A 26,551-nucleotide genomic window follows, 5' to 3' on the forward strand; every position below is an offset into this window, starting at 1 on the left:
GGGCGCCGTGAGCGTCTCACTGGGCATGCCCGCACCTCCCGCGCCGACCCTGGCCCCTCGCCGGTCCACCCGGCAGCTGCAGGTCGGTCCCGTCGGAGTCGGGTCCGAGTCCCCGATCTCCGTGCAGTCGATGACCACCACCCTCACCTCTGATGTCAACGCGACCCTCCAGCAGATCGCCGAGCTCACCGCGGCAGGCTGCGACATCGTCCGGGTCGCGTGCCCCAGCCAGGACGACGCCGACGCGCTTCCCGCCATCGCGAGGAAGTCGCAGATCCCGGTGATCGCCGACATCCACTTCCAGCCCAAGTACGTCTTCGCGGCGATCGAGGCGGGCTGCGCCGCCGTGCGCGTCAACCCGGGCAACATCAAGAAGTTCGACGACAAGGTCAAGGAGATCGCGGCCGCCGCCAAGGACCACGGCACCCCGATCCGCATCGGCGTCAACGCGGGCTCGCTCGACAAGCGCCTGATGGAGAAGTACGGCAAGGCCACGCCGGAGGCGCTCGTCGAGTCCGCGCTGTGGGAGGCGGGCCTGTTCGCCGAGCACGACTTCCACGACATCAAGATCTCGGTGAAGCACAACGACCCGGTCGTCATGGTGCGCGCCTACGAACTGCTGGCCGAGTCCTGCGACTACCCGCTGCACCTGGGAGTCACCGAGGCGGGTCCGGCGTTCCAAGGCACGATCAAGTCGGCCGTGGCGTTCGGGGCGCTGCTGCGCCAGGGCATCGGCGACACGATCCGCGTCTCGCTCTCCGCGCCTCCCGTCGAGGAGATCAAGGTCGGCACGCAGATCCTGCAGTCGCTCAACCTCCGCCCGCGCAAGCTCGAGATCGTCTCCTGCCCGTCGTGCGGGCGCGCCCAGGTGGACGTCTACAAGCTCGCCGACGAGGTCACGGCCGGTCTCACCGGCATGGAGGTGCCGCTGCGGGTGGCCGTCATGGGCTGCGTCGTCAACGGTCCGGGGGAGGCCCGGGAAGCCGATCTCGGCGTGGCGTCAGGCAACGGTAAGGGTCAGATCTTCGTCCGCGGCGAGGTGATCAAGACCGTTCCGGAGCACGCCATCGTCGAGACGCTGATCGAGGAGGCGATGAAGATCGCCGAGTCGATCGAGGAGGAGGGCGAGCCGCAGGTCACCGTGGGGTGAGCGGAGCGGAGCTGCGCTCCGTCGCCATCGGGTGAGCGGCCCGGAATCGCGCGGCCCGCGAGCGGACGACGGGCGCCACGATCATGTCCCGGACGAGCGGGGCGGTTCTCGCATTGGTGCCATCGCGCGGCACGACTACCGTGCGCGGCGATATTTCGGGGTGCTCAGACCCATCCCGTCGTGTGCATGGTGGCGGCCGTCTGGCATCGTGATGGGGTGCTTCGTGTCGCCGGAGCGCGGCTCCTCGACGACCGGGACCGCGCGGACGTCTGCGCGGTCCTCGAGAGTGATCCCGTTGCCGCTTGCATGGTCGCCGCCCGCGTCGAGGTGGCGGGGCTGGATCCCTGGCGTCTCGGGGGTGAGTTGTGGGGCGTCGGCTCGCGTTTCGACGGTCTCTGCTTCTCCGGCGCCAACCTCGTGCCGCTGCGGGGTGAGCGCGCGGCTCTCCGCAGCTTCGCCGACCGGGCCCGCCGCTACGGGCGCACCTGCTCGTCGCTGGTCGGGCGGGCCGAGCTGGTGCTGCCGTTGTGGGACGACCTCGCCGGACACTGGGCGCCCGCCCGTGAGGTGCGCGCCGACCAGCCGCTGATGGCGCTGGCGGGCGCGCCCGCGGTCACCGCCGACCCGTACGTCCGCGCGGTCCGCCCCGACGAGCTGGACCGCTACCTGCCGGCGGCGGTCGCGATGTTCACCGAGGAGGTGGGCATCGACCCGCGCGCAGGCGACGGAGGGGTCGGCTATCGGTCCCGTGTGGCCGAGCTGGTCGCCGCGGGTCGGGCGTTCGCCCGATTCGAGGGCGGCGAGGTGGTGTTCAAGGCGGAGATCGGCGCGCTGTCACGCCAGGTGGGGCAGATCCAGGGCGTCTGGGTGCACCCCAGCCTCCGTGGCCAGGGGCTGGGCACGGCAGGCACCGCCGCCGTGGTCGAGCGTCTGGCCGCCCTCGGCCGCGTGTCGAGTCTCTACGTCAACGGCTTCAACCGCGTGGCCCGCTCGGCATACGACCGGATCGGCTTCACGCAGGTCGGCAGCTTCGCCACGATCCTCTTCTGATCGTCTTCGCCTAGGGTGGGACGCAGCATCCCCAACCTGGCAGGAGGTCATGAGCGTGACGGAGGACGGATCCGGTCTCGGGCAGGCATCGGTGATCGATACCGATGTTGCCCACTCCCCGCGCATCTGGAACTACTGGCTCGGTGGCAAGGACAACTACGAGGTCGACCGCCGCGTCGGTGACCAGTTCCGCGAGCTCTTCCCGCCGATCGTCGACATCGCCCGCTCGTCGCGGCAATTCCTCGCCCGGGCCGTCCGGCACCTCGCCGGGGAAGCCGGAGTTCGGCAGTTCCTCGACATCGGCACCGGCCTGCCCACTGTGGACAACACCCATGAGGTAGCCCAACGGGTGGCCCCCGAGTCCCGCATCGTCTACGTCGACAACGACCCGATCGTGCTCGCGCACGCCCGCGCGCTCCTCCTCAGCTCCCCCGAGGGCTCCACCACCTACATCGACGCGGACCTGTTCGACACCCCCCGGATCCTCGAGGCCGCCGCGCAGAGCCTCGACTTCACCCAGCCGATCGCGCTCATGCTCATGAACATCCTCGGGCACGTGCCCGACTTCGAGCGTGCGCGGGAGGTCGTCGGGGGGCTGGTGGCCGCTCTTCCCCCGGACAGCTACCTGGTGGTCGCGGACGGCACCACCGACGGCGGGCCGTTCGACGCGGCCATCGACATGTGGAACAAGGCAGGCTCGTTGCCCTACACGCTGCGCACCCCCGAGCAGATCGCCCAGTACTTCGACGGGCTGGAGCTGCTCGAGCCGGGGGTCGTCGCCTGCCCGCTGTGGCGGCCGGACGCCGTCGACCTCGGTGTTCCTGTGGCCGTCGACGAGTACGGCGCCGTCGGACGCAAGGGATAGCTCAGCGCGCCGCGGAGTGGTAGCGGCGCACCGCCAGCGGCAGGACACCGCCACGATCAACACGGGCCACGCCACCGCGAGCAGAAGGGCATTCTGTGCGGGCCACGAGGTGCCCACCAGTTCGGGCACGCTGTTGCCGAACAGCTCGCGCGTGGCCGCGACCGTGGCGGACAGCGGGTTCCACTCGGCGATCGTGCCCAGCCACGGGGGCATCAGCGACGGCGAGACGAACGTGTTGGAGATCATCGTGAGCGGGAAGAGCAGTGCCCAGGTGCTGCCCGCGGCCTCCTCGCTGACGATGAGGCCGAGGTAGATGCCCACCCAGATCATCGCGAACCGGAGCAGGAGCAGCAGGCCGAATGCCGTGAGGGTGGGCAGCAGGCCGGCGTTCGAGCTCCATCCGACGAGTAGCCCGCATCCGACGAGCACGGCGAGGTCGAGCACCGAGTTGACCATGTCGGCGGTGCTGCGCCCCACGACCACCGCGGGCTGGGCCATCGGCATGGATCGGAACCGGTCGGTGACGCCCCTGGCCCTGTCGGCGGCGACGGCGGAGATGGTGGAGGCCGCCCCGAACATCATCGTCTGCGCGAACATGCCGGGCATCAGGAACTCGCGGTAGTCCCCGCCGCCCGGCACGATCATCGCGCTGCCGAAGACGTACCCGTAGAGCAGCACGAACATGATCGGGAAGGCCAGCCCGGCGATGATCACAGTCGGGTTGCGGGTCCAGTGGATGAGATCGCGACGGGCGACCGTCCAGGAGTCGGTGAGGACCCAGCGCAGCGAGCTCGCCCGCGGGGGAGCGGTCAGCGTGGTCATGCGGCGACCTCCGTCTTGTCGGGCTCGCTGGTGGTGGACGGCTCTGCGGGACGGCCCGTCAGCCGCAGGAAGACCTCGTCGAGGGTGGGACGGCGCAGGCCGATGTCCTCGGCCACGAGGCCGTCGTGGTCGAGCGCCCTGACCACCTCCGTGAGCGTGGCGACGCGGCCTCGCACCGCCGCGCTGAGCCGGCGCAGCGGGGCGTCGACGTCCGGTTCGACGCCGGTGATACGGGCGAGGAGGGCCGCGGCGGCCGGCACGTCCGCCTCGTCGCGGAGCAGGATGTCGATCCGGTCGCCGCCGACCTGCGACTTGAGGTGTGACGGTGTGCCCTCGGCGACCTTGCGGCCGCCGTCGAGCACGACGATCTGGTCGGCGAGCTGGTCGGCCTCGTCGAGGTACTGGGTGGTCATCAGCACGGTGGTGCCGCCCGCGACCAAGCCGCGCAGCGCGTTCCATACCTCGCCGCGGTTGCGCGGGTCGAGCCCGGTTGTCGGCTCGTCGAGGAAGAACACGCGCGGGGCGAGCACCAGGCTGCTGGCGATGTCGAGGCGGCGGCGCATACCGCCCGAGTAGAGCTTCGCCCGCCGGTGGGCCGCGTCGGTGAGCCCGAACTGTTCGAGCAGCTCGTCTGCCCGGCGGGCGGCGGCGCAGGAACCGAGGTGGAAGAGCCGGCCCCACATGATCAGGTTCTCCCGTCCGGTGAGGATGTCGTCCACCGTGGCCTGCTGGCCCGTGAGGCCGATCTGCCGGCGGACCATCGCGGCCTCGCGTGCCACGTCGAACCCCGCCACCTCCGCGCGCCCGGCGTCGGCGCGCAGCAGCGTGGCGAGCACGCGCACGGCCGTGGTCTTCCCGGCGCCGTTGGGTCCGAGCAGCCCGCACACCGAGCCCTCGGCCACCGTGAGGTCGAACCCGTCCAGCGCCACCTTGTCGCCGAAGCGTTTGCCGAGCCCTTCTGCCACTACGGCGTTCCGTCCGGCCGCCATGATCCCCCTTACTGAGTACGCTGTACGTGTTATTTCGTACAATGTACTCAGTTCTAGGATCGTCGGCAAATGACTTCTGTGCAGAGTGGTGGCGGGGACTTCCGGCGCAGCCTGGAACTGCTGTGGGGCACGCCGGAGGAGCCGACCCGCGGCCCACGGCCGGGGCTGTCCGTCCAGCGGATCGTGCGTGCCGCGATCGACGTGGCCGATGCCGAGGGGCTCGCCGCGTTGTCGATGCGGCGGATCGCCTCGGCGCTCGGCGTCGGGGCGATGTCGCTCTACCGGTACGTGCCGGGCAAGGCCGAGCTGATCGACCTGATGGTCGACGAGGTGTACGCCGAGGACCTGGCGGCCGTGCGGGCGGTGACGGGCGACTGGCGTGAACGCCTCGAGGAGTTCGGCCGCCAGGAATGGGCGCTCTACCTGCGCCACCCGTGGATGCTGCAGATCGCGCAGGGACGACCGATGCTCGGGCCGAACTCGATGGCGTCCACCGACGTCACCCTGCTCGCCGTGGACGGCATCGGCCTCGACGAGCACGAGATGCTCGCAGCCGTGGTGATGCTCAGCTCGTTCGTCTCGGGGCTGGCCAAGACCACGATCGAGGCGATGCAGGCGGCGGACAGCACCGGCGTCAGCGACGACGAATGGTGGGAGATCCAGGGCGAGTACGTCGGGCCCGCCGTCGTCGAGGGGAAGCTCCCGATGCTGAGCAAGGTGGGCGAGGCAGGGGCGTTCACCTCGATGTTCGACAACTTCGAGTTCGGCCTGCAGCGGGTGCTCGACGGGCTGGCGGTACTGATCGAGGCACGCCGTGCGACGGGCCCGCCCGAGCGACCGCGGCCACCCGTCGCCGGATGTGACTCCTAGGCGGACCCGACGGCGCCGTTTCCGCCGGCCTCGGTGAGCAGCCCGTTCAGCGCGGCGTCGGCGATCTGCGCGGCCTGCTCCTCGGTGAGGGGCGCGTGCCCACTCAGCAGCCGGAAGATCAACGGGCCGAACAGGACGTCCTGGGCGACTTCCACGTCGACGTCGGACCGCACCTCGCCGCGGTCCTTCGAGCGTTGCCACAGCTCCGCGATCGCCTGTCGCCTGCCTGCGAGGAAGAACGTGCGGAAGAAGTGGGCGGCCTCGGCGTCGGTGACCGAGGCCGCGAGCAGCTGGGCGAAGACAGTGCCCGCCGGGCTGGCGTAGAACTCGCTGACCAGGCGGACCTGCGTGGTGAAGTCGCCGCGGGCCGAGCCCGTGTCGGGCGGCGGCAGCGCGCTGGACATCCGCAGCCCGAACGCCTCGGCCGCCACGGCGGTGCGGCTGGGCCAGTGCTTGTAGATCGTCGCCTTGCTGACCCCGGACCGGGCGCTGATCGCATCGATCGTCGCCACGGGGAGGCCGCCCTCGGCGAGCAGCTCGTTCGTCGCGTCGAGGACGGCCTTGCGCGCCCGTACGCTGCGTGGTCGCTGCGGCCGGGCCGCCTCGGTGGCGGCAAGGTCCGGATGGTCGGTCACGGGCCCATCTTCCGCTGTCGGCTGATCTGCGACTCGCCCGGGACGATGGTGGCGAGCGCAGGCGGCCGGCGCAGCCGTGGACGTCAGCGCCGCAGTGCGAGCTTTCGGGTCTTCGGCAACAGGTCCTGCACGCCGTTCCTGGCCCGGCGGATGATCGCCTCCCGCGAGGTGTCCTGGCGGATCGCGGGGCCTGGTGGCGTCAGGCGAAGAGCTTCTCCAGCTCCTCGCGCAACTGGTCGACGAGCCGGCCGGGAGGCAGCGTCACGTCGCCGTAGGTGAGCACCGCGTCCTTCGGGACGTCCCTCCTGAGCACGCACCCCTCGGCCACCCCCATCGGCAGCAGGTTCTCGGCGCGCACGACCGCGCACCCCTCCGCCACGCCGTAGGTGTCGTACCCGCCGAGGCCGTCGACTGTCGCGCCGGCCCGCAGGTCTCGCTTGGCCGTGGCGACCACGTCGACCCGCGGACCGGCCGGTGGAGCGAGCGCGGCGTCGCCGAAGTCGACAGCCCGCGCCACCGAGTTGGGCACCTCGAAGTGGCACAGGTGGTAAGGCGTGTAGAAGGAGTACAGCGGGCCCGTACCGAGCTTGTAGAGCTCCAGGTAGTGGCGTTGTTTCGGGTCGTCGTGGGTGCCGAGCACGAAGACGCCGGGGCCTGGTTTCGCCTTCACGACGTAGTCGACGATCCCGCCCAGCTCGCGTAGCTCGTCCACCTCATAGCGGGTGGTGAGCTCGTCGACGTGGCCCTCGTGGTCCCAGCCGTTCATGCCCCGCTTCGCCACGGTGAGGCCGAACGCGTTGGCGACGATCGCCTGTTCGAACGAGATCTTGGTGCCGTCGGCGAAGCTCGTGACCATGTACGGGTCCTGGCCCCAGCGCTCGGCGAACGCCTTCTGCGTGGTCGGGGTGCGGTACTCGTCCTGCAGGCCTTTGATGTTGCCCGCGACGAGCGGCGTGACGCCGAGACCCTTCACGAACCGCAGCAGGTTGGCCTGAACACCGGGCTGGTCGCCGTCGGCGCCCGTGAGCACCACGCCCGCCTCACGGGCACGGTGCGCGAGCAGCGGACCGACGGTGCCGTCCAGCTCGGCGTTCATCGTGACGACGGGCAGGCCCCGTTCGATGGCCGCGACGGTGACCCTGGCGCCGAACTCGACCGCACCGGTGACGTCGACGACGCAGTCCAGGTGCACGGCCTTGATCAGCTCGAACGCGTCCTCGAGAACGGCCGGGGTGCCCTTCTCGATCGCCGCGTCGAGCTCGCCGGCGTTCTCCACCCGCACGGGTTCGACGCCCGCCTCGGCGTAGGCACGCTCGGCGTGGGCAAGTGTGCGGTTCGCGACGGCGACGAGAAGCATGCCCGGCACCGAGTTGACGATCTGGTTGGCCAGGCCGCGGCCCATGAAGCCGGCACCGATCATGCCGACACGGATGGGACGGCCCTCGGCCTCGCGCCGCCGTAGGGCTGTGTCCAGGATGATCATCGGGCCTCCACCGACGCCTCCGACAGCAGCGGCCAGCTCGCGTCCTTCTCGGAGACGAGCACCGGCGGGATCGGCCAGTCGATGCCGATCGCGGGGTCGTCCCACCGCAGGCCGCGTTCGGCGCCCGGCGTGTAGGGCGTGCTGACCTGGTAGGACACCTCGACGCCATCGGTGAGGGTGAGGTAGGCGTGCGCGAAGCTGCGCGGCACGTACATCGCCGTGCGGTTGTCCGCGGTGAGCTCGGCCCCGAACCACCGCAGGTAGGTGGGGGACTCCGGCCGCAGGTCGACGATCACGTCGTAGATCGCGCCGCGGGAACAGCGCACCAGCTTGGTCTCCGCGTTCGGTTCGAGCTGGTAGTGCAGCCCACGCAGGGTGCCGGCCTTGTGGTTGAACGAGACGTTGGCCTGTTCGACCAGGGGTTCGAGACCGGCCTCGATGAACTCCTGCCGGCAGAACATCCGCGCGAAGAAGCCGCGGTCGTCCTCCAGGAGTGTCAGATCGATCAGCGCGGACCCGGGGAGCGGGGTCGGGGTGATCTGCATGGGGAGGGTTCGTCCTTCCGTCATGGTGTCGCGGGATGGTAGCCGTGACTCACCCGTTCGGCTGCGCCCGACAGGGCGACACCCCTCGCGATGCACCGGTCTCTGCCGCCCGAGGCTCGCGTACTCCCGAGTAAAGATCGTCCGGAGCGGCGAACTACTTAGCTGGGCATACTGACCGCGTGCACCCTTGCCGTCCGGTTCGGACCGCCCGGCGGTTGCCTGCCTTCCTCGCGGCGTTGCCGGTCCTGATGGTCACGGCCGGGTGCGGGCTGTTCGGGGACGACGGCCCGGAGAAGACGGCCAGCGCCTTCGTCGCGGCCTGGTCGGCAGGTGACGACATGGGGGCGGCCGCCCTCACCGACGCGCCCGCGGCGGCGGGTCAGCTGATGGTCGCCACCCGCGAGGCGCTCGCTCCGGCCACGCTGGTGGCCGAGGTCGCCCAGGTGCGCACCGCCACCGAGCGCGCCGCGGCCTCCGTGGAGATGACCTGGCACCTCGGCCCGGATCGCACATGGACCTACCTGAACGAGCTCGAGCTGCTGCCCTCTCCCGAGAAGGAGCACGGCTGGGCCGTGCGCTGGGCGCCCACGGTGGTGCATCCCGACCTGGCGGCCCGGCAACGGCTGGCGCTGCGCACCGACCCGGCCCCTCCTGCTCCGGTCGTCGATCGCGCCGGGGTACCCGTGCTCACAGCCACGCCGGTCGTCTCGGTGCTCCTGGACCGGAAGGCAACCGGCGACCTGCCCGGTGTCACCGACGCCCTCGCTCGCGCGCTCGGGCCGCTGGACCCCCGGATCACGCAGGCCTCGATCACCGACGGTGCCGCCCGCACGCCCGACGGGCAGGCGTATCCCGTCGCCGTTCTGCGTGACGTCGACTACCAGACCGTGAAGCCCGCCATCCACGACCTGCCCGGTGTTCGCTTCAGCAGCTCCCAGCGGCTGCTGGCGCCCGACGCCGACTTCGGCCGGCAGGTGCTGCCCGCGATCCGCAACGAGACGGCCGCGCAGCTCGAGGGGGTCGCAGGGTGGTCGGTGGTGCTGGCCGACTCGGACGGCGCCACGATCCGCCCGCTCGTCGAGGAACCACCCCACCCGGGCAGCACGGTCACCATCGGCATGGATCGCGGGGTGCAGGCAGCAGCCGAGGACGCCGTGGAGCCGGTGCCGCAGCAGGCGATGCTCGTCGCCGTGTCGGCGTCCACCGGTGACATGCTGGCCGTGGCCCAGAACGATGCTGCCGACGCCGGTGGTGCGCTGTCCCTGACCGGGCGCTATCCGCCGGGGTCCACCTTCAAGATCGTCACAGCGGCCGCGGCGGTGGCCGAAGAGGGGCTCACCGAGACCTCACCGGTGGCCTGCCCCGGCACCACGGTCATCGGTGGGCGCCCCGTGCCCAACTCCGAACGCCTCGACCTCGGCACCGTCCCGCTGCGCACGGCGTTCGCCCGGTCCTGCAACACCACGTTCGCGCGTCTCGCGTCGCAGCTCAGCGGGAGCGCGCTGCCGGCGGCGGCGCTACGGTTCGGCCTGGGGGCCGACTACGTGGTGCCCGCCCTCACCACGATCACCGGCTCGGTACCCGCGTCGGCCGACGCCGTCCAGCGTGCCGAGGACGGGTTCGGCCAAGGCCAGGTGCTTGCCACCCCGCTGGGGATGGCGCTGGCCGCCGCCACGGTGGCCCACGGTTCACCGGTGGTGCCGCAGCTGCTGCGCGACCGGCCCACCCAGGTGCTGCGGGCAGCCACCGGTCCGAGCGCAGCGGAGCTGGACCAGCTGCGGCCCATGATGCGTGCGGTGGTCACCGAGGGCACTGCGAGCAGGCTGGCCGGGCTCGGCGAGGTGTACGGCAAGACGGGCACCGCCGAGTTCACCGGGGGAGGCCGGGCGCACGGGTGGTTCGTCGGGTACCGAGGAGACGTCGCGTTCGCCGTACTCGTCGTCGACGCGGGGTCCTCCGCACCTGCCGTGGAAGTGGCGGAGCGGTTTCTCACCACGATCGGCTGATCGGAACGCGACGATCAGAGCCGGAACGCCGCTCTGGCGCTTACGCTGGAGTGCATGTCTCCCCGCCGGATCCCCGCGCTCGCGTTCGCGGCCGATGTGATCGCGGTGGTCGTCTTCGCCGCTGTCGGCCGGATCAGCCACGCCGAGGCCGAGAGCCTGTCGGGTCTGCTCGCCACCGCGGCCCCGTTCCTGATCGGTCTGGTCGCGTCCTGGGCCACCCCGGTAGTGCGGGCCCACCCGGTCGGTTTCCGGGCCGGTGCGGTGGTGCTGGCCGGCACGGCCGTGCTCGGACTCCTGCTGCGGGCCGCCTTCACGTGGCGGCTCCCGCTGAGCTTCGCGGTGGTCACCGTCGTGTCCCTCGCGGTGCTGCTGATCGGTTGGCGGGCGCTGTCGTTGCTGGTGTCCCACCGTGCCGATCAGCGCGCGGTGCGCTGAGCGGCCGATCAGCCCGCACGGCGCCTAGACTGGGGCCATGCCCGCCCGCACGTTGCTGACTCCTGGCACCGTCTCCCCGACTCGTCCCGTACCCGCTCAGATCCCGCGCCCGGAGTACGTCGGCAAGGACCGCCCGTCCCGCAGCAACGATCCATGGGTGCAGACACCCGACGTGATCGAGGCCATGCGTGTGGCCAGCCGGATCGCCGCGCAGGCGCTGCAGGCCGGCGGCGAGGCGGTGGCGCCGGGTGTCACCACCGACGAGGTCGACCGGGTGGTGCACGAGTTCCTGATCGACCACGGGGCCTACCCGTCGACGCTGGGCTACAAGGGCTTCCCCAAGTCGTGCTGCACCAGCCTCAACGAGGTGATCTGCCACGGCATCCCCGACTCCACCGTGATCGAGGACGGGGACATCGTCAACATCGACGTCACCGCCTACATCGGCGGTGTCCACGGCGACACCAACGCCACCTTCCTCGCCGGTGAGGTCTCCGAGGAGGACCGCCTCCTCGTCGAGCGCACCCGTGAGGCCACCATGCGGGCGATCAAGGCCGTGCGTCCGGGGCGCGAGCTCAACGTCGTAGGCCGGGTGATCGAGTCCTACGCCAAGCGCTTCGGCTACGGCGTGGTGCGCGACTTCACCGGCCACGGCATCGGCCGTTCGTTCCACAGCGGCCTCGTGGTGCTGCACTACGACGAGCCGAGCGTGCACACGATCCTCGAGCCGGGCATGACCTTCACGATCGAGCCGATGATCACGCTCGGCACCATCGACTACGACATCTGGCCCGACGATTGGACGGTCGTCACCAAGGACCGCGCCCACACCGCCCAGTTCGAGCACACGGTGCTGGTCACGGCCACCGGCGCGGAGATCCTCACGCTGCCCTGACCATCGCTGGACAGGCGGATCTTACCTGTCAACGGTGCAATGAGGGTTAGGCTGTCTCTGTGACGGAACGGCCATTGCGCGGGGAGCCCCTCTCCCTCGACCTGGTGAACACCCTGTGGAGCGAGGGCGGCGTCCCCCGCGACCTGTTCGACGAGCCGAACGGGACATCGGACTGGCTCGCCGAGCACGGCTACGCCGGTGGGTCGGAGGCTGCTTTGCGGGAGGTCAGGGCGGCTCTGCGGGCGCAGCTGGAACAGAACGACCCCGGCCCGCTCAACGCGGTGCTCGCCCGCGGCACCCGCCGGCCGGTACTCGGATCCGATGGGCGCCCCGGCGAGCTCGTCGAGGTCGACCCGGACTGGCGAGCGGCCTGGGATGCGGCCGTCGACCACCTGCGCCTGCTCGCCGAGCGGCCCGACCGTGTCCGGGGCTGCGCCCACCCGAACTGCGTGCTCTGGTTCCACGACACGTCGCGCAACGGCACGCGGCGCTGGTGCTCCATGGACGCATGCGGGAACCGTGCGAAGGCCGGGCGTCATTACGCCCGCACACGCGAGGGTGGCTCACAACCGCTCGTCCGCAGGCCGTCACGGCCGTAGTGTCGGGATCATGGCGAAGGTCTACGAAGGCGTCGATGCGACGATGGCCGCCTGGATCGAGAAGCAGCCGGTCTTCTTCGTCGCCACCGCACCGCTGGAAGCGGACGGGCTGGTGAACCTCTCGCCCAAGGGCACCATGGGCACCTTCCGTATGGTCGACGAGCACACCTTCGCGTACCTGGACCTCACCGGCAGCGGCGTGGAGACCATTGCGCACCTGCGGGAGAACGGCCGGATCTGTGTGATGTTCTGCGCGTTCGACGGCCGCCCCGGCATCGTGCGCCTGCACGGCACCGGACGTGCGGTCACGCCCGGCGATCCCGGGTTCGACGAGGTTCTGGCAGGCTTCGGCGAGGCAGGGGAGCAGCGGCGCCCGTACCTGCGAGCGGTGATCGTCGTGGACGTGGCCAGGGTGGCCGACTCCTGCGGCTACGCGGTGCCCCGCATGGATCTGGTGGAGGAGCGCGAGACCCTCGACGCCGTGTGGCGCAGCCGCGACGACGAGCGGATCGCGCGCTACCACGCGGAGCGGAACGCACGCAGCCTCGACGGCCTGCCGGGCCTGCCCGGCGCGATCCCGGTGGCGGGCACCGTCGCCTGAGTTCCGCCGGCCCCTGTGACGCTCACCGCACCGCGACGGGTACCCCGGCGTCGGCGGCGCGGCCCGGCGGATGCCTGAAATGATCAGGATCGGCGTCCGGACGGACGCGAACCCGTGCGAGGAGGACACATGACGGCGGAACGGCCGCTCACGGAGTGGCAGAAGCTCGTGCTGACCTTCTCCCGGCGCTGGCGCAGCGCGGGTTTCTGGTACGGGCTCGCCATCGCTGTGATCTGGCCGTTCGCGATGTTCGGCACGCGGATCGCGTGGCGGGGCGGCGAGCACCTCCCGCGCACGGGCGGAGCGCTGCTGGCCATCAACCACGTGTCGTTCTCGGATCCGATCTTCAACGTCGCGTTCACCGTCTCCCACGGCCGGATGCCGCGCTTCCTCGCGAAGTCGGAGTTGTGGAAGGTGCCGATCGTCCGCTCGGTGCTCGGGAGGGGTGGCCACATCCCCGTGTACCGCGCCTCGACGAGGGCAGGCGACGCCTACCGCGACGCGATCGCGGCCATCAAGCGCGGCGAGATCGTGGCGTTCTACCCGGAGGCCACCTACACCGCCGACCCCGACGGCTGGCCGATGAAGGCGAAGAACGGGATCGGCCGGATCGCGCTGGTCACGGGCGCTCCGGTGATCCCGGTGGCCAACTGGGGCACGCAGGACGTGCTGCCGCCCGGCACCGCGCGTCCCCGGCTGCTGCCCCGGCGCAACGTGACGGTGGTGGCCGGACCTCCCGTCGACCTCTCCGCGTGGGTCGGCGGGCCGCGCACGCGTTCGGCCCTCGACGGCGCCACCGCCGCGATCATGGCCGACGTCACGCAGCTGGTGGCCGAGATCCGGGGCGAGACCCCGCCGCCCGTCCCGTTCGACCCCGCCGGTGCGGGATCGAACGGAACGGGCGGCAGCGACGGGATCGAGCAGGAGCGCCCCGCGAGCTGACCGGCTGGTCAGGCGGCGGAGCGGGCGAGCTTCTCCAGCCTGCGCGGGGTGGGCCAGCGCACGGAGTGGGCCCAGCCCAGCTTCTCGAAGATCCGGATCACCCGGGCGGAGATGTCCACCTGACCGCGCTGTACGCCGTGGCGGGCGCACGTGGGGTCGGCGTGGTGCAGGTTGTGCCACGACTCACCGAAGCTGAGCACGGCCAGCGGCCAGACGTTGCGCGAGTGGTCGCGGGCGGCGAACGGCTGGTCGCCGATCATGTGGCAGATGGAGTTGATCGACCAGGTCACGTGGTGCAGCAGCGCGACGCGCACCAGGCCGGCCCAGAAGAAGCCGGTGAGTGCGCCCCACCACGACCAGGTCAGGAGCCCGCCGAGCAGCGCCGGAGCGAGCAGCGTGGCTGTCGACCACGCGACGAACAGGCGGTCGACCCGGACGATGTCGCGGTCGGCGAGCAGGTCGGGAGTGAAGCGCGCCTCGTTGGTCTGGTCGCGCTCGAACAGCCACCCCATGTGCGAGTGCCAGAACCCGCGGGCCAGCGCGCCCGGCCCCGTGCCGAAGAGCCACGGCGAGTGCGGGTCGCCCTCCTTGTCGGAGAACGCGTGGTGCCTGCGGTGGTCGGCAACCCAGTCGATCACCGGGCCCTGCATCGCCAGGCTGCCGGCGACGGCCAGGGCGATCCGCAGCGGCCGTTTCGCCTTGAACGATCCGTGCGTGAAGTACCGGTGGTAGCCGACCGTGATACCGAGGCCGCTGATCACATAGAACACGGCCGCGAGGACGACATCCGTCCAGCCGAGCCCCCAACCCCACGCGAACGGGATGGCAGCGATCAACGCCAGTAGCGGGACGATCACGAACACGTAGACCGCGATCTGCGGCGCCACTCCGCGCCGGCCGTCGAGGATCGGCTTGGCCGATCCGGTTGGTCGGCTTGGGCTCTCGGCAACGGTCATGGGCATGCACCTCGTGGGTTTCGAAGGAAGGAAGGGTGACCTTACTGCCACGTTGTCTACCAGGCATTCGCCGGCAGACGGCACCCCGGATCGGGTGTGAACGCCTACAGATCCAGACCGAGCAGTGCGTTCTCCACCACTTCAGGCAGAGCGGGGTGGATCCAGTATTGACCAGTGGCCATCTCCCGCGCCCCGAGGCCGAACGACATCGCCTGGATCAGCGGCTGGATCACCGTGGCCGCGTAGGCCCCCATCACGTGCGCGCCCAGCAGCCTGCCGCTGCCGCGCTCGGCGATCACCTTGCAGAAGCCGACGGTGTCCTCCATGGCCCAGCCGAAGGCGACGTCCCCGTAGGCCTGGATCTTGACGGCGACGTCGTGGCCTGCGGCCCGGGCCTCGGCCTCGGTGAGGCCGACAGCGGCGATCTGGGGGTCGGTGAAGACCGCCGACGGCACGAAACGGTGGTCGGTCCGCCGTGGTGCGTCAGGATACAGAAGGTTGTGCGCCACCACCTTCGACTCGTGGTTCGCGACGTGTTTGAGCTGGTGGGGGGAGCTCGCGTCACCCAGCGCGAAGATCCCGTCGACCGGCGTGCGCTGCTGGTCGTCGACCACGATCCGGCCGTCGGGATGGGTCGGCACGCCCGTGCGGTCGAGGTCGAGGCGGTCGCCGTTGGGCACCCGCCCGGTCGCGACGAGCAGCAGGTCGCCCCGCAGGACGGTGCCGTTGGCGAGGTCGAGCACCACCTCGCCGTCGCCGCCGCTCCGCGCGCGTGCGACCTCGTGGCCGAGGTGGACGTCCCACTTCTCGCGGGCGACCGCCGTGAAGCGCTCGGCGATGGTCTCGTCGTGGCTGCGCAACAGCTGCTCGCTGCGCCCGACGACCGAGACGCGGGCTCCGAGAGCGGAGAACACGTGCGCGAACTCGGCGCCGATGTAGCCGCTGCCGACGATCAGGACGTGGTCGGGCAGGTCGTCGATCCGCATCACCGTGTCGGACGTGTGGAACGGGACGCCGGAGGAGGCGATCGGGTCCGGGACGACGGCCCGGCTTCCGGCGGCGATGACGACCCGGTCGCCGGAGATGGCATCGGTGCCGGAGCCGTCGGTGCGCGCCACGGCGAGCTCCTTGTGCCCCGTGAACCGGGCGTGGCCCTCGTAGACCGTGACGTTGGGGGAGCGCAGCACCCGGTACTCCCGGCCGCCGGCCGAGATCGGGTCGATCCGGCCGAAGATACGGTCGCGGATGTCGCGCCAGCGAACCTTGTCGATGTTCGCGTCGATCCCGTAGCGGCCCGCGGTTCGCACCGCCTCCGCCACGTCGGCCGGGTAGACGTACATCTTCGTCGGGATGCAGCCGACGTTCAGGCACGTGCCACCGAACACGCCGTGCTCGACGAGCGCGACGTCGAGATCGTCGAACCGGCTGTCGATGATCGAGTTGCCGGATCCGGTGCCGATGACGACGAGATCGTGGTGGCGCACGACAACACGTTAGCTGTGGTCGACGACGCGTGCCCGGCCCGTTAACGCAGCACACATCGGTGTGCCCGGAGGTCTCTTCGGGACCTGCCCAGCGCACCACCGGCGGATCTGGTAGGCACACTCGCATGACCAGCGAGGCTATTGCGGCCACTGTGCACCGACGTTGGGCGGCCGATCTCGAGCCCCGCACCCTGTACGACATCCTCCGGCTCCGGGTCGAGGTGTTCGTCGTGGAACAGGCGTGCCCGTACAGCGAACTCGACGGACGCGACCTCGAGGACGGCGCCCGCCACTATTGGCTAGGCGGCTCCGGGCAACCCGAGCCGGTGCTCGGCTGCGTGCGACTGCTCAGGGAGCCGGGGGGTGCTGACTTCCGGATCGGACGGCTGTGCACCGCCAAGTCGGCCCGTGGACGAGGGCTCGGGCGGCGACTGATGGAGGCGGCACTGGCAGAGGTGGGCGACGACGGATGCGTGCTCGACTCGCAGGAGCACCTCGCCGACTTCTACGTCGGCTACGGGTTCCGCCCCACCGGCCCTGCCTACAACTGGGACGGCGTCGCCCATGTGCCGATGCGCCGCGACGGCCGCTGACCTTCCGCTGACCGCTACGGTGCGTCGTTGGCGGTGACCGCGCCGCACCGTGCCCGGTCCACATATCGGACCTTGCGGGATACTCCGCTCGAACGTGCACGAAACGTACAGGTGAGTGGAGCGAGGTAACCAGATTGGCGGACGACCCGACGCGAGCGACGGCACGTCCCGGATCCCCGTTGCACGGCAGTGTCGGTCCGGAGGACCCACACGCCGACCCGCCCACGAACCCGGCGATGCGGCCGGTCCGCGTCCCGGAGCCGGAAGGACCGACGGTGCCGACCCCGGCGCCGTTCACGCCGGACCCCGACCCCACCCCCGGCCCTGCGCCGACCGTGGTGGTCACCCGCACCCGCACCGGCGGGTGGTGGACGGGCCTGGTCCTGTCCGCGGTGGTGCTGCTGTTCCTGCTGATCTTCGTTCTGCAGAACAACGCGCCGATCCAGATCAACTTCCTCGTCTGGACAGGCACGCTGCCTTCCGGCGTGGCGCTGCTGCTGTCGGCGATCGCGGGCCTGCTGCTCGTGGCGATCCCCGGTGGTCTGCGCATCCTGCAGCTTCGCCGCGCGGCGAAGCAGGGTGGCCGCCGCGCCCGCTGACGGGCGTCTCTCCCGAGAGTCGCCTCGACAAACGAAAGCGCAGCACCCCGAGAGGGGTGCTGCGCCTCGTGATCGGTGCGGGTTCAGGCGGCCGTGTCGCCGCGGCGTCCGCGGCCACCCGAACGGGCAGCCCCTGTGCGGACCGGGCCGCCCCGTGGCCGTCGGCCGCCGCCGCTGCCCCGAGGGTTCTGCTTCGGCTTCGGCGGCTCGACGATCGGCACGCCAGACGGCGGCCGGGCACCGGTGATCCGCACCAGCGCCGCGTCGCCCGGACGGACCTCGGTGTTGGTGGCACGGACCCCGGCGAGCCGGGTGAGCCGGTCGACGTCACGCCGCTCGGCTGCCGTCACCATCGTGACGACGGTGCCCGAGTCGCCTGCCCGGGCCGTGCGGCCCGCGCGGTGCAGGTAGTCCTTCGGGTCGGTGGGCGGGTCCACGTGGACGACGAGGCTGACGTCGTCGATGTGGATGCCGCGTGCGGCCACGTCGGTGGCCACGAGCACCGGGGTGCTCCCGTCCTTGAAGTCGGCGATCGCGCGGTTACGGGCGTTCTGCGCCTTGCCGCCGTGCAGCGCGCCGGCGTGGATGCCGTCGCGCCGCAGCGTCCGCACGAGCCGGTCGACGCCGTGCTTGGTGCGCACGAAGAGGATCGTGCGTCCGTCACGGGCGGCGATCTCGGCGACGACCCGCGGCTTGTCGGCGGCCTCGACCAGCAGGACGTGGTGCTCCATCGTCTCCACCTGCGCGGTGGCCGAGGCGATCGAGCGGGTGACCGGGTCGGTCAGGTACTCGCGCACCAGCGCGCCCACGTCACCGTCGAGCGTGGCGGAGAACAGCAGCCGCTGCCCGTCGGCCGGCGTGCGGTCGAGGATCTTGCGCACCTGGGGCAGGAAGCCCATGTCGGCCATCCGGTCGGCCTCGTCGATGGCCGTGACGGTGACGTCCGACAGGTCGCAGGTGCGCTGCGTGGTGTGGTCGGTGAGCCGGCCGGGCGTGGCGACGAGCAGGTCGATGCCGCGCTGCAACTCGGCCGCCTGCCGGTTGAACGACAGGCCGCCGACCACCGACGTGATGGACAGGCCGAGCGCCTTCGCGAACGGCACCAGCGCGTCCACCACCTGCTGGGCGAGCTCCCGGGTGGGAACCAGGACCAGGCCGCGGGGACGGCGGGCCTGTGCACGGCCACCGGCGAGCCGGGACAGCAGCGCGAGACCGAAGGCGAGCGTCTTGCCGGAGCCGGTCTGGCCCCGGCCGAGCAGGTCGCGCCCGGCGATCGTGTCGGGCAGGGTCGCGGCCTGGATCGGGAACGGCTCGACGAAGCCGTTCGCGGTCAACGCCTGGACGACGGCTTGGGGCAGGCCGAGCTCGGCGAACGACGGCATGCCCGTCTCGGGGACGGTCCAGAGCACCTCGGGCGGTGCTGCGGCGAGGGTGGGGCGCTCCTGGGGGGCGCGGGAACGTCCACGAGGGGAGCGGGAACGGCCACCGTCGGAGCGACGGGAACGTGGGTTCGCCGAGAACTGGGCACGGCGAGAGGAAGGGGATGTCAAGCGAACCTCCGGGACGTGGCACGTCGCACGGAGAAGCAGCGCCGAGATGACGGCGGCTGAGATCTCAGAGACGAGCCCGGGCGCAGCAACGCGCCCTGGTGGGTGAAGCGGGTGCGCCCGATGGGGAAGCGGATCGGCCGGGCGCTCGTGATCGAGCCTAGCTGAGTACCCGACCGACCCGGATCCGCCGGGCCTATCCGTCCGACGTTCCCGCGGCCGGTGGCATTCCCAGCTCGGCGTGGAGCTCGTCGAGCAGCGTGTCCGGTCCGGCGTCGGCCGATAGGCCGTGCGCGATGAACCATTCGGCCATCCGCTGCGCGTCCCGCGCGAGGAACGCGGGTCCCTGCGGGTTGCCGATCACGTCCACGACCTGCGGCAGGTCGATGAGCACCAGCCTGCCGTCGTGCACCAGCAGGTTGTACGCCGACAGGTCGCCGTGGGTGAGGCCGTGGCGGGTCAGTCCGAGCAGCGCGTCGACCAGCTGGTGCCAGAGATCACACAGCTGCTCCGGGTCGGGCCGCAGCTGGGCGAGCCGTGGCGCGGCCGTCCCGTCGTCCGTCCCGATGAACTCCAGCAGCAGCTCCGTGCCGTCGACCTGCACGGGGTAGGGCACCGCCACGCCTGCGGACCAGAGCCGGCCGAGGGCGGCGAACTCGGCACCGGCCCACTGGCCGGCCAGCAGGTCGCGGCCGAAGCCGGTGCGGTTGGCCATCGCCCGCATCTCGCGGGAGCGGCGGACGCGCCTGCCCTCCAGGTAGCCGGCGTCGCGGTGGAACAGGCGGTGCTCGGCCGAGCGGTACCGCTTCGCCGCCAGCAGCGTGCGACGGCCGGTGCCCGGCACGGCGCGCTCGACGAGGTGGACGTCGGCCTCCTTGCCTGTCTTGAGCACGCCGAGCTCGGTGTCGACCGCGGCGTGTTCGGTGATCACCCACGCCGGCAGGGGCTCGGGGCCGTGCTCGGCGCCGTCCCACGTGGACCAGCGGTCGCCCTCGGGTGGCCCGTCGGGATCGATGCCGTGGCGCTCGTCGAGCGCGGAGATATCGGTGAGTTCGGTGGGGGCGCCACGACGGGCACGGGTGTCGATCTCGTCGTCGAAGCGGCGGCGGCGCCGCTTGCGGGATGGCTCGGTGAACTGCTCGGGGTCGCGCAACGCGGGGTCTCCTGGGAACAGGCGCCCCGCGGGCAGGTGTCAGCGCGGGGCGGGGATCGGACGGTGGCGGGCCACGTCCACGACAGCGATCGACATGACGCACCTCCTCCTGTTCCCGGTGCCGTACTCCCACGGCTCGGAAGAACGATGTCGCAAGCCGGAGTGACCATGCAACGCGTTTTCCGGCGGCGGCCCCGCGACATGGACACACCACGCGGAACGGCGGCCCGTTCGAACGGCGACAGGTGTCCATGTCGCGGGTGGAACTCGCCTGGTCAGGCCGGGAGGATGATCTCCAGGGCGTGCGTGCCCACGCGTTCCACCTGCATCCCCGCACGTCGGGCGATGGTCGCCACCGCGGCGGCGTCGGTGGGTTCGGCGCGGGTGCCGGCGAGCAGCCGGGCGAGCCTGCCCTTGTGTGCCTTGTTGAAGTGGCTCACCACGCTGCGGGAGCCGTCGGGGCGCTCGGCCAGGACGGTGACCGTGACCGCTCCGGGCACCCGCCCCAGCGCGGCGTAGGAGCCCGACCGGAGGTCGACGACCAGCTCGTCGGCGGCGATCCCGGCCAGCACCGGCTCCAGCACCGGCTTCCAGCGGGCGGCGAGGCTGGGCCGGTCGGGCAGCGCGGAGCCTGCGGAGAGCCGGTAGGCCGGCACCGGGTCGTCCGCGTGGAGCAGCCCGAAGAGCGCCGACCCGACGGCCAGGCGCGCCCTGGCCCGCTCGGCCGCGGCGCCGCGCAGCGACCGGACGTCGAGTGCGTCGTAGAGCACGCCGGTGTAGCGGTGCAGCGCGGGCATCGTCGGGGAGTCGAAGATCGCCGCGTTGCGGGCCACCTCGGCGTCCTGCTTGGGCGAGAGACCCAGCGCGTCACGGCTCGCCGCCACGTCCCCGGCCAGGTCGACGAGCTCGTTCACCAGTTCCTTGCGCACCGGGTCGAGCTCGGGGTGCGAGAGCGCGTCCAGCCGCAGCGGCGGACCTTCGCCGCCGTTGACCTTGGTCTCCGACGGGGGCAGCAGGACGAGCACGCCTTCGAGGCTAGCGCGGGCCCGCCGGCATCCCCGTGAGCTGCCCGCCGAGGGGCCGAAGGCCGCGTCGAGCTGCGGTACATGCGCCGGTGCTCAGCCCCGCGCCACGGCGTGACACATCGACCGAGCGCCAAACCTGTCACACCACTGCCATCCGGTCTCGTCTACATGCCACGAACAGGTCCTCCGCAACGAGCGCCCACGGCGGGCCGCACCTCGGCTCCGTCAACCACGGTCCGGCTGTGTCCGGGCCCCTCGGGCAGAGCGCAGGCGACCCGCTCATGAGTGACATCGTCGAAGGGGAGAAACCAGTGTCGGAAGTTCCGATCATCGGTAGTGGCCCAGGTCACCCGGTCGAGTGGCCCATGGGTGACAGGTTGTGCGCAGATGACCTCCCCGTTACGGTCCACCGCGTGATCTGCCTCGTGGCGCGCCGGCATGTCGACTACATGCGGGTCACGAGCACGGCCTGTCGCGGCCGCTGACTCGGCCCTCCGGCGGCCCTCGGCCGCTGTCTCGACATCACCCGATCTCAAGGGAGAGAACTGTGTCCGACACCCCTGACCCGACGGCCGCGTGGTCCTTCGAGACCAAGCAGGTGCACGCCGGCGCCACGGCCGACCCCACCACCGGTGCGCGCGCGACCCCGATCTACCAGACCACGTCCTACACCTTCCGCGACACCGAGCACGCCGCCGCACTCTTCGGGCTCACCGAGCTCGGCAACATCTACACGCGGATCATGAACCCCACGCAGGACGTGCTCGAGCAGCGCGTCGCGGCGCTCGAGGGCGGCATCGCCGCCGTCGCCTTCGCGTCCGGGCAGGCCGCGCAGACGCTCGCGCTGCTGAACATCGCGGAGGCAGGCGACCACATCGTCTCCAGCGCCTCGCTGTACGGCGGCACCTACAACCTGTTCCACTACACGTTCCCGAAGCTCGGCATCGAGGTCTCGTTCGTCGAGAACCCCGACGACCTCGACGCGTGGCGCGCCGCCGTGCGGCCCAACACGAAGGCCTTCTACGCCGAGACGCTGGGCAACCCCCGCGGCAACGTCCTGGACGTCCGGGGCGTGGCGGACACGGCGCACGAGGTGGGCGTGCCGCTGGTCGTCGACAACACGGTGCCCACGCCCTACCTGCTGCGTCCGATCGAGCACGGCGCGGACATCGTGGTGCACTCGGCCACCAAGTTCCTGGGTGGCCACGGCACAGCGATCGGCGGCATCGTCGTCGACTCCGGGAAGTTCGCCTGGGGTGACCACGCCGAGCGCTACCCCGGACTGACCACCCCCGACCCGAGCTACCACGGCCTGAACTACTGGGACGCGCTCGGCCCGCAGTCCTACATCATCAAGCTGCGCGTCCAGCTGCTGCGTGACCTCGGCCCGGCGATCTCCCCGCAGAACAGCTTCCTGCTCATCCAGGGCATCGAGACGCTGTCGCTGCGGATGGAGCGCCACGTGCAGAACGCGCAGGCGCTGGCCCAGTGGCTGGAGCAGCGCGACGAGGTGGAGAAGGTCTACTACGCCGGGCTGCCGTCGAGCCCGTGGTACGAGGCCGGGCAGCGGTACCTGCCGCGCGGCGCGGGCGCCGTGGTGGCGTTCGACATCCAGGGTGGTGTGGAGGCCGGGCGCAGGTTCGTCGACGCGCTGGAGCTGCACAGCCACCTCGCCAACATCGGCGACGTCCGCAGCCTGGTGATCCACCCCGCCAGCACCACCCACAGCCAGCTCTCCGGTGAGGAGCAGCTCGCGACCGGTGTGACGCCTGGGTTGGTGCGCCTCTCGGTCGGCCTGGAGGGCATCGAGGACCTCAAGGCCGACCTCGACGCGGGCTTCCGCGCGGCCAAGGGAGCTTGAGCGGAGGAGTGGCCGAGCTCGCGAGGGCACCGTTCAACGCAGCACTCCCAGGCACGGCCGGGACGAGCGTCAGCGAGGACGGGCCGTGACTGTAGTAGAGACCGAGCTTCCTCCCGCCACGGGTGCGTGGCGGGAGGGGGATCATCCCGGACGCCGTCAGTGGGTGGAGCTACCCAGGCCGCTGCGCTTGGAGGCGGGCGGCGAGCTGCCCGGCGTCCGGATCGCGTACGAGACGTGGGGCACCCTCAACGCGGACGCGTCCAATGCCGTACTGGTGCTGCACGCGCTCACCGGCGACAGCCACGTCAGCGGCCCCGCCCAGGAGGGCCACCCGACCGCCGGATGGTGGGAGGGGCTCATCGGGGCCGGGCGCGCCCTGGACCCCGCCGACTGGTTCGTGGTGGCGCCCAACGTCATCGGCGGCTGCCAGGGCAGCACCGGCCCCGCCTCGACGGCCCCCGACGGACGGCCGTGGGGGAGCCGCTTCCCGCTGGTGACGGCCCGCGACTCCGTGGCGGCCGAGACCGTCCTCGCGGACGCCCTTGGTGTGGAGCGGTGGGCCTGCGTCGTCGGCGGGTCGATGGGCGGCATGCGCGCGCTCGAGTGGGCGGCCACCGAGCCCGACCGCGTGGACCGGCTCTTCCTGGTGGCGAGTCCCGCGGCCACCACGGCCGACCAGATCGGCTGGGCGGCTCCGCAGCTCGCCGCCATTCGCAGCGACCCCGGATGGCGTGGCGGCGACTACCACCACGCCCCGCCCGGGCAGGGCCCGCACGTGGGGCTGGGGATCGCGCGCCGGATGGCGCACCTGAGCTACCGCAGTGCCTATGAGCTGGGTGAGCGCTTCGGTCGCCGGGCCCAGGACGACGAGAACCCGTTCGACGGCGGCCGCTACGCGGTGGAGTCCTACCTGGACCACCACGCGGCCAAGCTGGTGTGGCGCTTCGACGCGGCGTCCTACGTGCGGCTCACCGAGATGATGAACGCCCACGACGTGGGCCGCGGCCGCGGTGGTGTGGCGGGCGGCCTCGCGCGGGTGAGGGCCCGCACGCTCGTCGCCGCGATCAGCTCCGACCGGTTGTACCCGCCCGAGCAGCAGGCAGAGCTCGCCGCCGGTATCCCGGGTGCCGACCCGCTGCGCCTCATCGACTCGCCGTACGGCCACGACGGGTTCCTCATCGAGTCGCTGACCGTGGGGTCGCTCGTCACGGAGTTGATGGAGCACGCGATCCGGTAGTGGAAACGCGGAAGGCGCGGGGGGTGAGTTCTGTGGCGCGCGCCATGGTCGTTCCCCGTGGCCGGGGCTAGGACTACCTCATGTCTGTCGATCTCTCGGTCGTGGTGGAGAAGTACGCCTTCCTGGAGGGCCCGCGCTGGCACGACGGGCGGCTCTGGCTCTCCGACTTCTTCCTGGGGGTCGTGGTGTCCGTCGACCCGCCGGGGGAGCCTCGCGTGGAGGCGGAGGTGCCGAACGGCGCGTCCGGCACCGGCTGGCTGCCAGACGGACGCCTGCTGGTGGTGTCGATGCGCGACCGGCGGGTGTTGCGCCGTGAGCTCGACGGCACCCTTGTCGAGCACGCCGACCTGTCCGACATCGCCACCGGCTGGTGCAACGACATGGTCGTCGACCCGCAGGGGCGCGCCTACGTCGGGAACTTCGGCTACGACCTGATGGCGGGGGAGCAGGCGCGTCCGGCTCCGCTCGTGAGGGTCGACCCCGACGGGACGACGACCGTCGCCACCGAGGGTTTGAAGTTCCCCAACGGATCGGTGGTCATCGGGGACGTGCTCGTGGTGGGCGAGACGAACGGCAACCGGCTGAGCGCCTTCGACATCGCGCCCGACGGCACGCTCGGCCCGCGCCGTGACTGGGCGGCGTGGGATCCCGCGCGCGGCCGTGTCGCGCCCGACGGCATCTGCGCCGACGCCGAAGGCGCGATCTGGATGGCGGACCCAGCGGGCAACCGCGCCATCCGGGTGCGCGAGGGCGGTGAGGTCGTGCAGGTGGTGGAGCCGGGGACGGGCGTCTACGCGTGCGCGCTGGGCGGCGCGGACCGGCGGACCCTCTTTCTGTGCACGGCGCCCGGATTTCATGAACGGGATCGGCGCCATTCCCGTGAGGCGAAGGTTCTGGCCCTTCGCGTGGCCGTTCCGGGCGTGTGACCTGCGGTTCCGTGGCGGAGGAGTGGGCTTCTCGCGGAACCGGGACGACACCCACGGTGCCATTGCCCACTGGCGGTCGAAGCTCTGTGGCCGGGTCCGGCAGGATCGGTTCGTGCGCGACCGTCCGACCGTCCTGCTGTCCGCCGCGATGTCGGTGGACGGCTGCATCGACGACGCGTCGCCCCAGCGTCTCGTGCTATCCGACGACGCCGACTGGGACCGCGTCGACGAGGTGCGGGCGAGTGTGGACGCGATTCTGGTGGGCGCCACGACGGTCCGCCGGGACGACCCGCGCCTGCTGGTCCGCTCGCAGGAGCGGGTCGCCGCGCGTGTCGCGGCGGGCAGGCCGCCGCAGCTGCTCAAGGTCGTGATCAGCAGCCGGGGCGACCTCGACCCGGAAGCGCGGGTGTTCACGACAGGCGACACGGGCCGTGTCGTCTACGTGCCGTCGAGCGGGCTGGCGCAGGCCACCGATCGATTGGCGCCCGTGGCCGACGTGGTGGGGGCGGGCGACCCCCTCGACCTGCACCGCGTGCTCGAGGACCTTGCCGCGCGCGGGGTGCGCCGGCTGCTCGTCGAGGGCGGCACGACGATGCACACGCTCTTCCTCAGCGCGGGCGTGGTCGACGAGCTGCATCTGGTCGTCGCCCCCTTCTTCGTCGGCGACGCCGATGCCCCGCGGTTCGTCGGCCCTGCGCGGTTCCCGCACGACAGTGCGCATCGCATGCGGCTCGCCGAGGCGCGCCCGATCGGCGACCAGGTACTGCTGCACTACGTGCTGGAGGGCAGTCGTGAGTGACCTCGACGACTGCGCGTTGCTCACGCGGGCCATCGAGCTGGCGCACCGGAGCCCGCCGTCGGCCACGGCCTTCTCGGTCGGCGCGCTCGTGGTGGCCGGGGACGGCACCGTGCTCGCCGAGGGCTGGTCGCGGATGCACGACTCCCACGACCACGCCGAGGAGGCCGCCCTCGCCTCACTCGGCCGCGGCTGGCAGGCCCCGCCCGGCACCACCGTCTACAGCTCGCTCGAACCGTGCAGCGTCCGGGCGTCCCGCCCGCGGACCTGCACCGAGTTGATCCTGGCCGCGGGAGTGGAGCGGGTGGTCTTCGCCTGGCGGGAGCCGACCATCTTCGTCGACTGCGAGGGCGCGGAGCTGCTGCGTGCGGCGGGCCTGGAGGTCGTCGAGGTGCCGGAGCTCGCGGAGGAGGTCCGCGCGGTGAACCGGCACCTGCTGGCCGGCTGAGAGCCCGCAGGCACGGCCTGGGCGTGTCGCGACGGCGGG

General features: G+C 71.5%; 26 protein-coding genes and 1 pseudogene. 17 read left to right on the top strand and 10 right to left on the bottom strand.

Annotated features, from left to right (window positions below; translation table 11 throughout):
- The first annotated feature begins 7 nt into the window (after positions 1–7).
- From ispG to ACQPZQ_RS09865, 3 genes are all read left to right on the top strand, one after another.
- The gene (gene ispG, locus ACQPZQ_RS09855) at positions 8–1,150 is read left to right on the top strand and encodes a flavodoxin-dependent (E)-4-hydroxy-3-methylbut-2-enyl-diphosphate synthase (protein ID WP_433294272.1); all 1,143 of its coding nucleotides are present in this window, start codon (positions 8–10) and stop codon (positions 1,148–1,150) included.
- 216 nt (positions 1,151–1,366) lie between these two features.
- A complete protein-coding gene (locus tag ACQPZQ_RS09860; protein WP_433294274.1) occupies positions 1,367–2,200 on the top strand; it encodes a GNAT family N-acetyltransferase in 834 nt (277 codons plus the stop codon).
- Positions 2,201–2,249: 49 nt separating this feature from the next.
- Positions 2,250–3,065 carry an SAM-dependent methyltransferase gene (locus tag ACQPZQ_RS09865; RefSeq protein ID WP_433294276.1) on the top strand — a complete coding sequence of 272 codons (816 nt, stop codon included), beginning with the start codon at positions 2,250–2,252 and terminating at the stop codon, positions 3,063–3,065.
- A gap of 108 nt (positions 3,066–3,173) precedes the next feature.
- Here the strand turns inward: ACQPZQ_RS09865 and ACQPZQ_RS09870 are convergent.
- Positions 3,174–3,887: pseudogene (locus ACQPZQ_RS09870) on the bottom strand (ABC transporter permease); the annotation flags it as partial.
- Positions 3,884–4,876 (bottom strand): ATP-binding cassette domain-containing protein, encoded by a 993-nt coding sequence (locus tag ACQPZQ_RS09875; RefSeq protein WP_433294278.1) that lies wholly within the window; start codon positions 4,874–4,876, stop codon positions 3,884–3,886. The pseudogene ACQPZQ_RS09870 and the gene ACQPZQ_RS09875, both read right to left, overlap by 4 nt.
- 69 nt (positions 4,877–4,945) lie before the next feature.
- Between ACQPZQ_RS09875 and ACQPZQ_RS09880 the strand changes: the two genes are divergently transcribed.
- Positions 4,946–5,746 carry a TetR/AcrR family transcriptional regulator gene (locus ACQPZQ_RS09880; protein WP_433294280.1) on the top strand — a complete coding sequence of 267 codons (801 nt, stop codon included), beginning with the start codon at positions 4,946–4,948 and terminating at the stop codon, positions 5,744–5,746.
- On the opposite strand, the gene ACQPZQ_RS09885 is transcribed toward ACQPZQ_RS09880, so the two are convergent.
- The 3 genes from ACQPZQ_RS09885 to rfbC all read right to left on the bottom strand — a co-directional run bounded on the left by ACQPZQ_RS09885 (position 5,743) and on the right by rfbC (position 8,409).
- Entirely contained in the window at positions 5,743–6,381 is a 639-nt protein-coding gene (locus tag ACQPZQ_RS09885; protein WP_433294282.1) for a TetR/AcrR family transcriptional regulator, read from the bottom strand. The two genes, ACQPZQ_RS09880 and ACQPZQ_RS09885, sit on opposite strands and share 4 nt — an antisense overlap.
- 199 nt (positions 6,382–6,580) lie before the next feature.
- Positions 6,581–7,864, bottom strand: coding sequence for an NAD(P)H-dependent oxidoreductase (locus ACQPZQ_RS09890; protein WP_433294284.1), 1,284 nt, complete (start codon positions 7,862–7,864; stop codon positions 6,581–6,583).
- The gene (gene rfbC, locus ACQPZQ_RS09895) at positions 7,861–8,409 is read right to left on the bottom strand and encodes a dTDP-4-dehydrorhamnose 3,5-epimerase (RefSeq protein WP_433294286.1); all 549 of its coding nucleotides are present in this window, start codon (positions 8,407–8,409) and stop codon (positions 7,861–7,863) included. Before rfbC ends, ACQPZQ_RS09890 begins: the two co-directional genes overlap by 4 nt.
- Positions 8,410–8,624: 215 nt before the next feature.
- Between rfbC and ACQPZQ_RS09900 the strand changes: the two genes are divergently transcribed.
- From ACQPZQ_RS09900 to ACQPZQ_RS09925, 6 genes are all read left to right on the top strand, one after another.
- Positions 8,625–10,415 (top strand): penicillin-binding transpeptidase domain-containing protein, encoded by a 1,791-nt coding sequence (locus ACQPZQ_RS09900; RefSeq protein ID WP_433294289.1) that lies wholly within the window; start codon positions 8,625–8,627, stop codon positions 10,413–10,415.
- A gap of 54 nt (positions 10,416–10,469) precedes the next feature.
- A complete protein-coding gene (locus ACQPZQ_RS09905; protein ID WP_433294292.1) occupies positions 10,470–10,850 on the top strand; it encodes a DUF3054 domain-containing protein in 381 nt (126 codons plus the stop codon).
- A gap of 37 nt (positions 10,851–10,887) precedes the next feature.
- A complete protein-coding gene (map, locus tag ACQPZQ_RS09910; protein WP_433294294.1) occupies positions 10,888–11,745 on the top strand; it encodes a type I methionyl aminopeptidase in 858 nt (285 codons plus the stop codon).
- Between the two features lie 59 nt (positions 11,746–11,804).
- Complete coding sequence (locus tag ACQPZQ_RS09915; protein ID WP_433294296.1) at positions 11,805–12,344, top strand: CGNR zinc finger domain-containing protein; 540 nt, start codon at positions 11,805–11,807, stop codon at positions 12,342–12,344.
- A 10-nt stretch (positions 12,345–12,354) separates the two neighbouring features.
- Positions 12,355–12,945, top strand: a complete 591-nt coding sequence (locus ACQPZQ_RS09920; RefSeq protein ID WP_433294298.1) for a pyridoxamine 5'-phosphate oxidase family protein — start codon at positions 12,355–12,357, stop codon at positions 12,943–12,945.
- A gap of 129 nt (positions 12,946–13,074) precedes the next feature.
- Complete coding sequence (locus ACQPZQ_RS09925) at positions 13,075–13,887, top strand: lysophospholipid acyltransferase family protein (RefSeq protein WP_433294300.1); 813 nt, start codon at positions 13,075–13,077, stop codon at positions 13,885–13,887.
- Positions 13,888–13,895: 8 nt separating this feature from the next.
- Here the strand turns inward: ACQPZQ_RS09925 and ACQPZQ_RS09930 are convergent, their stop codons facing one another.
- Together ACQPZQ_RS09930 and ACQPZQ_RS09935 are read right to left on the bottom strand one after the other, a co-directional pair.
- A complete protein-coding gene (locus ACQPZQ_RS09930; protein WP_433294302.1) occupies positions 13,896–14,843 on the bottom strand; it encodes an acyl-CoA desaturase in 948 nt (315 codons plus the stop codon).
- Positions 14,844–14,947: 104 nt separating this feature from the next.
- Complete coding sequence (locus ACQPZQ_RS09935) at positions 14,948–16,327, bottom strand: mycothione reductase (protein WP_433294304.1); 1,380 nt, start codon at positions 16,325–16,327, stop codon at positions 14,948–14,950.
- A 125-nt stretch (positions 16,328–16,452) separates the two neighbouring features.
- Here ACQPZQ_RS09935 and ACQPZQ_RS09940 point away from each other — a divergent pair, with 125 nt between their 5' ends.
- A complete protein-coding gene (locus ACQPZQ_RS09940) occupies positions 16,453–16,920 on the top strand; it encodes a GNAT family N-acetyltransferase (protein WP_433294306.1) in 468 nt (155 codons plus the stop codon).
- A 275-nt stretch (positions 16,921–17,195) separates the two neighbouring features.
- Positions 17,196–17,519, top strand: a complete 324-nt coding sequence (locus ACQPZQ_RS09945) for a LapA family protein (protein ID WP_433294308.1) — start codon at positions 17,196–17,198, stop codon at positions 17,517–17,519.
- Positions 17,520–17,602: 83 nt separating this feature from the next.
- Here the strand turns inward: ACQPZQ_RS09945 and ACQPZQ_RS09950 are convergent, their stop codons facing one another.
- The 3 genes from ACQPZQ_RS09950 to yaaA all read right to left on the bottom strand — a co-directional run bounded on the left by ACQPZQ_RS09950 (position 17,603) and on the right by yaaA (position 21,244).
- Complete coding sequence (locus ACQPZQ_RS09950; protein ID WP_433299100.1) at positions 17,603–18,901, bottom strand: DEAD/DEAH box helicase; 1,299 nt, start codon at positions 18,899–18,901, stop codon at positions 17,603–17,605.
- A 361-nt stretch (positions 18,902–19,262) separates the two neighbouring features.
- Entirely contained in the window at positions 19,263–20,219 is a 957-nt protein-coding gene (locus ACQPZQ_RS09955) for a serine protein kinase RIO (RefSeq protein ID WP_433294310.1), read from the bottom strand.
- Between the two features lie 275 nt (positions 20,220–20,494).
- The gene (gene yaaA, locus ACQPZQ_RS09960; protein WP_433294312.1) at positions 20,495–21,244 is read right to left on the bottom strand and encodes a peroxide stress protein YaaA; all 750 of its coding nucleotides are present in this window, start codon (positions 21,242–21,244) and stop codon (positions 20,495–20,497) included.
- A gap of 547 nt (positions 21,245–21,791) precedes the next feature.
- Between yaaA and ACQPZQ_RS09965 the strand changes: the two genes are divergently transcribed.
- The 5 genes from ACQPZQ_RS09965 (at position 21,792) to ACQPZQ_RS09985 (ending at position 26,512) form a co-directional block, all read left to right on the top strand.
- A complete protein-coding gene (locus ACQPZQ_RS09965) occupies positions 21,792–23,105 on the top strand; it encodes a bifunctional o-acetylhomoserine/o-acetylserine sulfhydrylase (RefSeq protein ID WP_433294315.1) in 1,314 nt (437 codons plus the stop codon).
- A gap of 85 nt (positions 23,106–23,190) precedes the next feature.
- On the top strand, positions 23,191–24,342 hold the full coding sequence (gene metX, locus ACQPZQ_RS09970; RefSeq protein ID WP_433294317.1) for a homoserine O-acetyltransferase MetX: 1,152 nt from the start codon (positions 23,191–23,193) through the stop codon (positions 24,340–24,342).
- Positions 24,343–24,422: 80 nt separating this feature from the next.
- Positions 24,423–25,268 carry an SMP-30/gluconolactonase/LRE family protein gene (locus ACQPZQ_RS09975; protein ID WP_433294319.1) on the top strand — a complete coding sequence of 282 codons (846 nt, stop codon included), beginning with the start codon at positions 24,423–24,425 and terminating at the stop codon, positions 25,266–25,268.
- Between the two features lie 112 nt (positions 25,269–25,380).
- Complete coding sequence (locus ACQPZQ_RS09980; RefSeq protein WP_433294321.1) at positions 25,381–26,067, top strand: RibD family protein; 687 nt, start codon at positions 25,381–25,383, stop codon at positions 26,065–26,067.
- The gene (locus ACQPZQ_RS09985) at positions 26,060–26,512 is read left to right on the top strand and encodes a dCMP deaminase (RefSeq protein ID WP_433294323.1); all 453 of its coding nucleotides are present in this window, start codon (positions 26,060–26,062) and stop codon (positions 26,510–26,512) included. The genes ACQPZQ_RS09980 and ACQPZQ_RS09985 overlap by 8 nt, the downstream gene beginning before the upstream one ends.
- Positions 26,513–26,551 lie beyond the last annotated feature (39 nt).

Source organism: Pseudonocardia sp. CA-142604 (genome assembly GCF_050948475.1).
GTDB classification, from domain to species: Bacteria; Actinomycetota; Actinomycetes; order Mycobacteriales; family Pseudonocardiaceae; genus Pseudonocardia; species Pseudonocardia alaniniphila.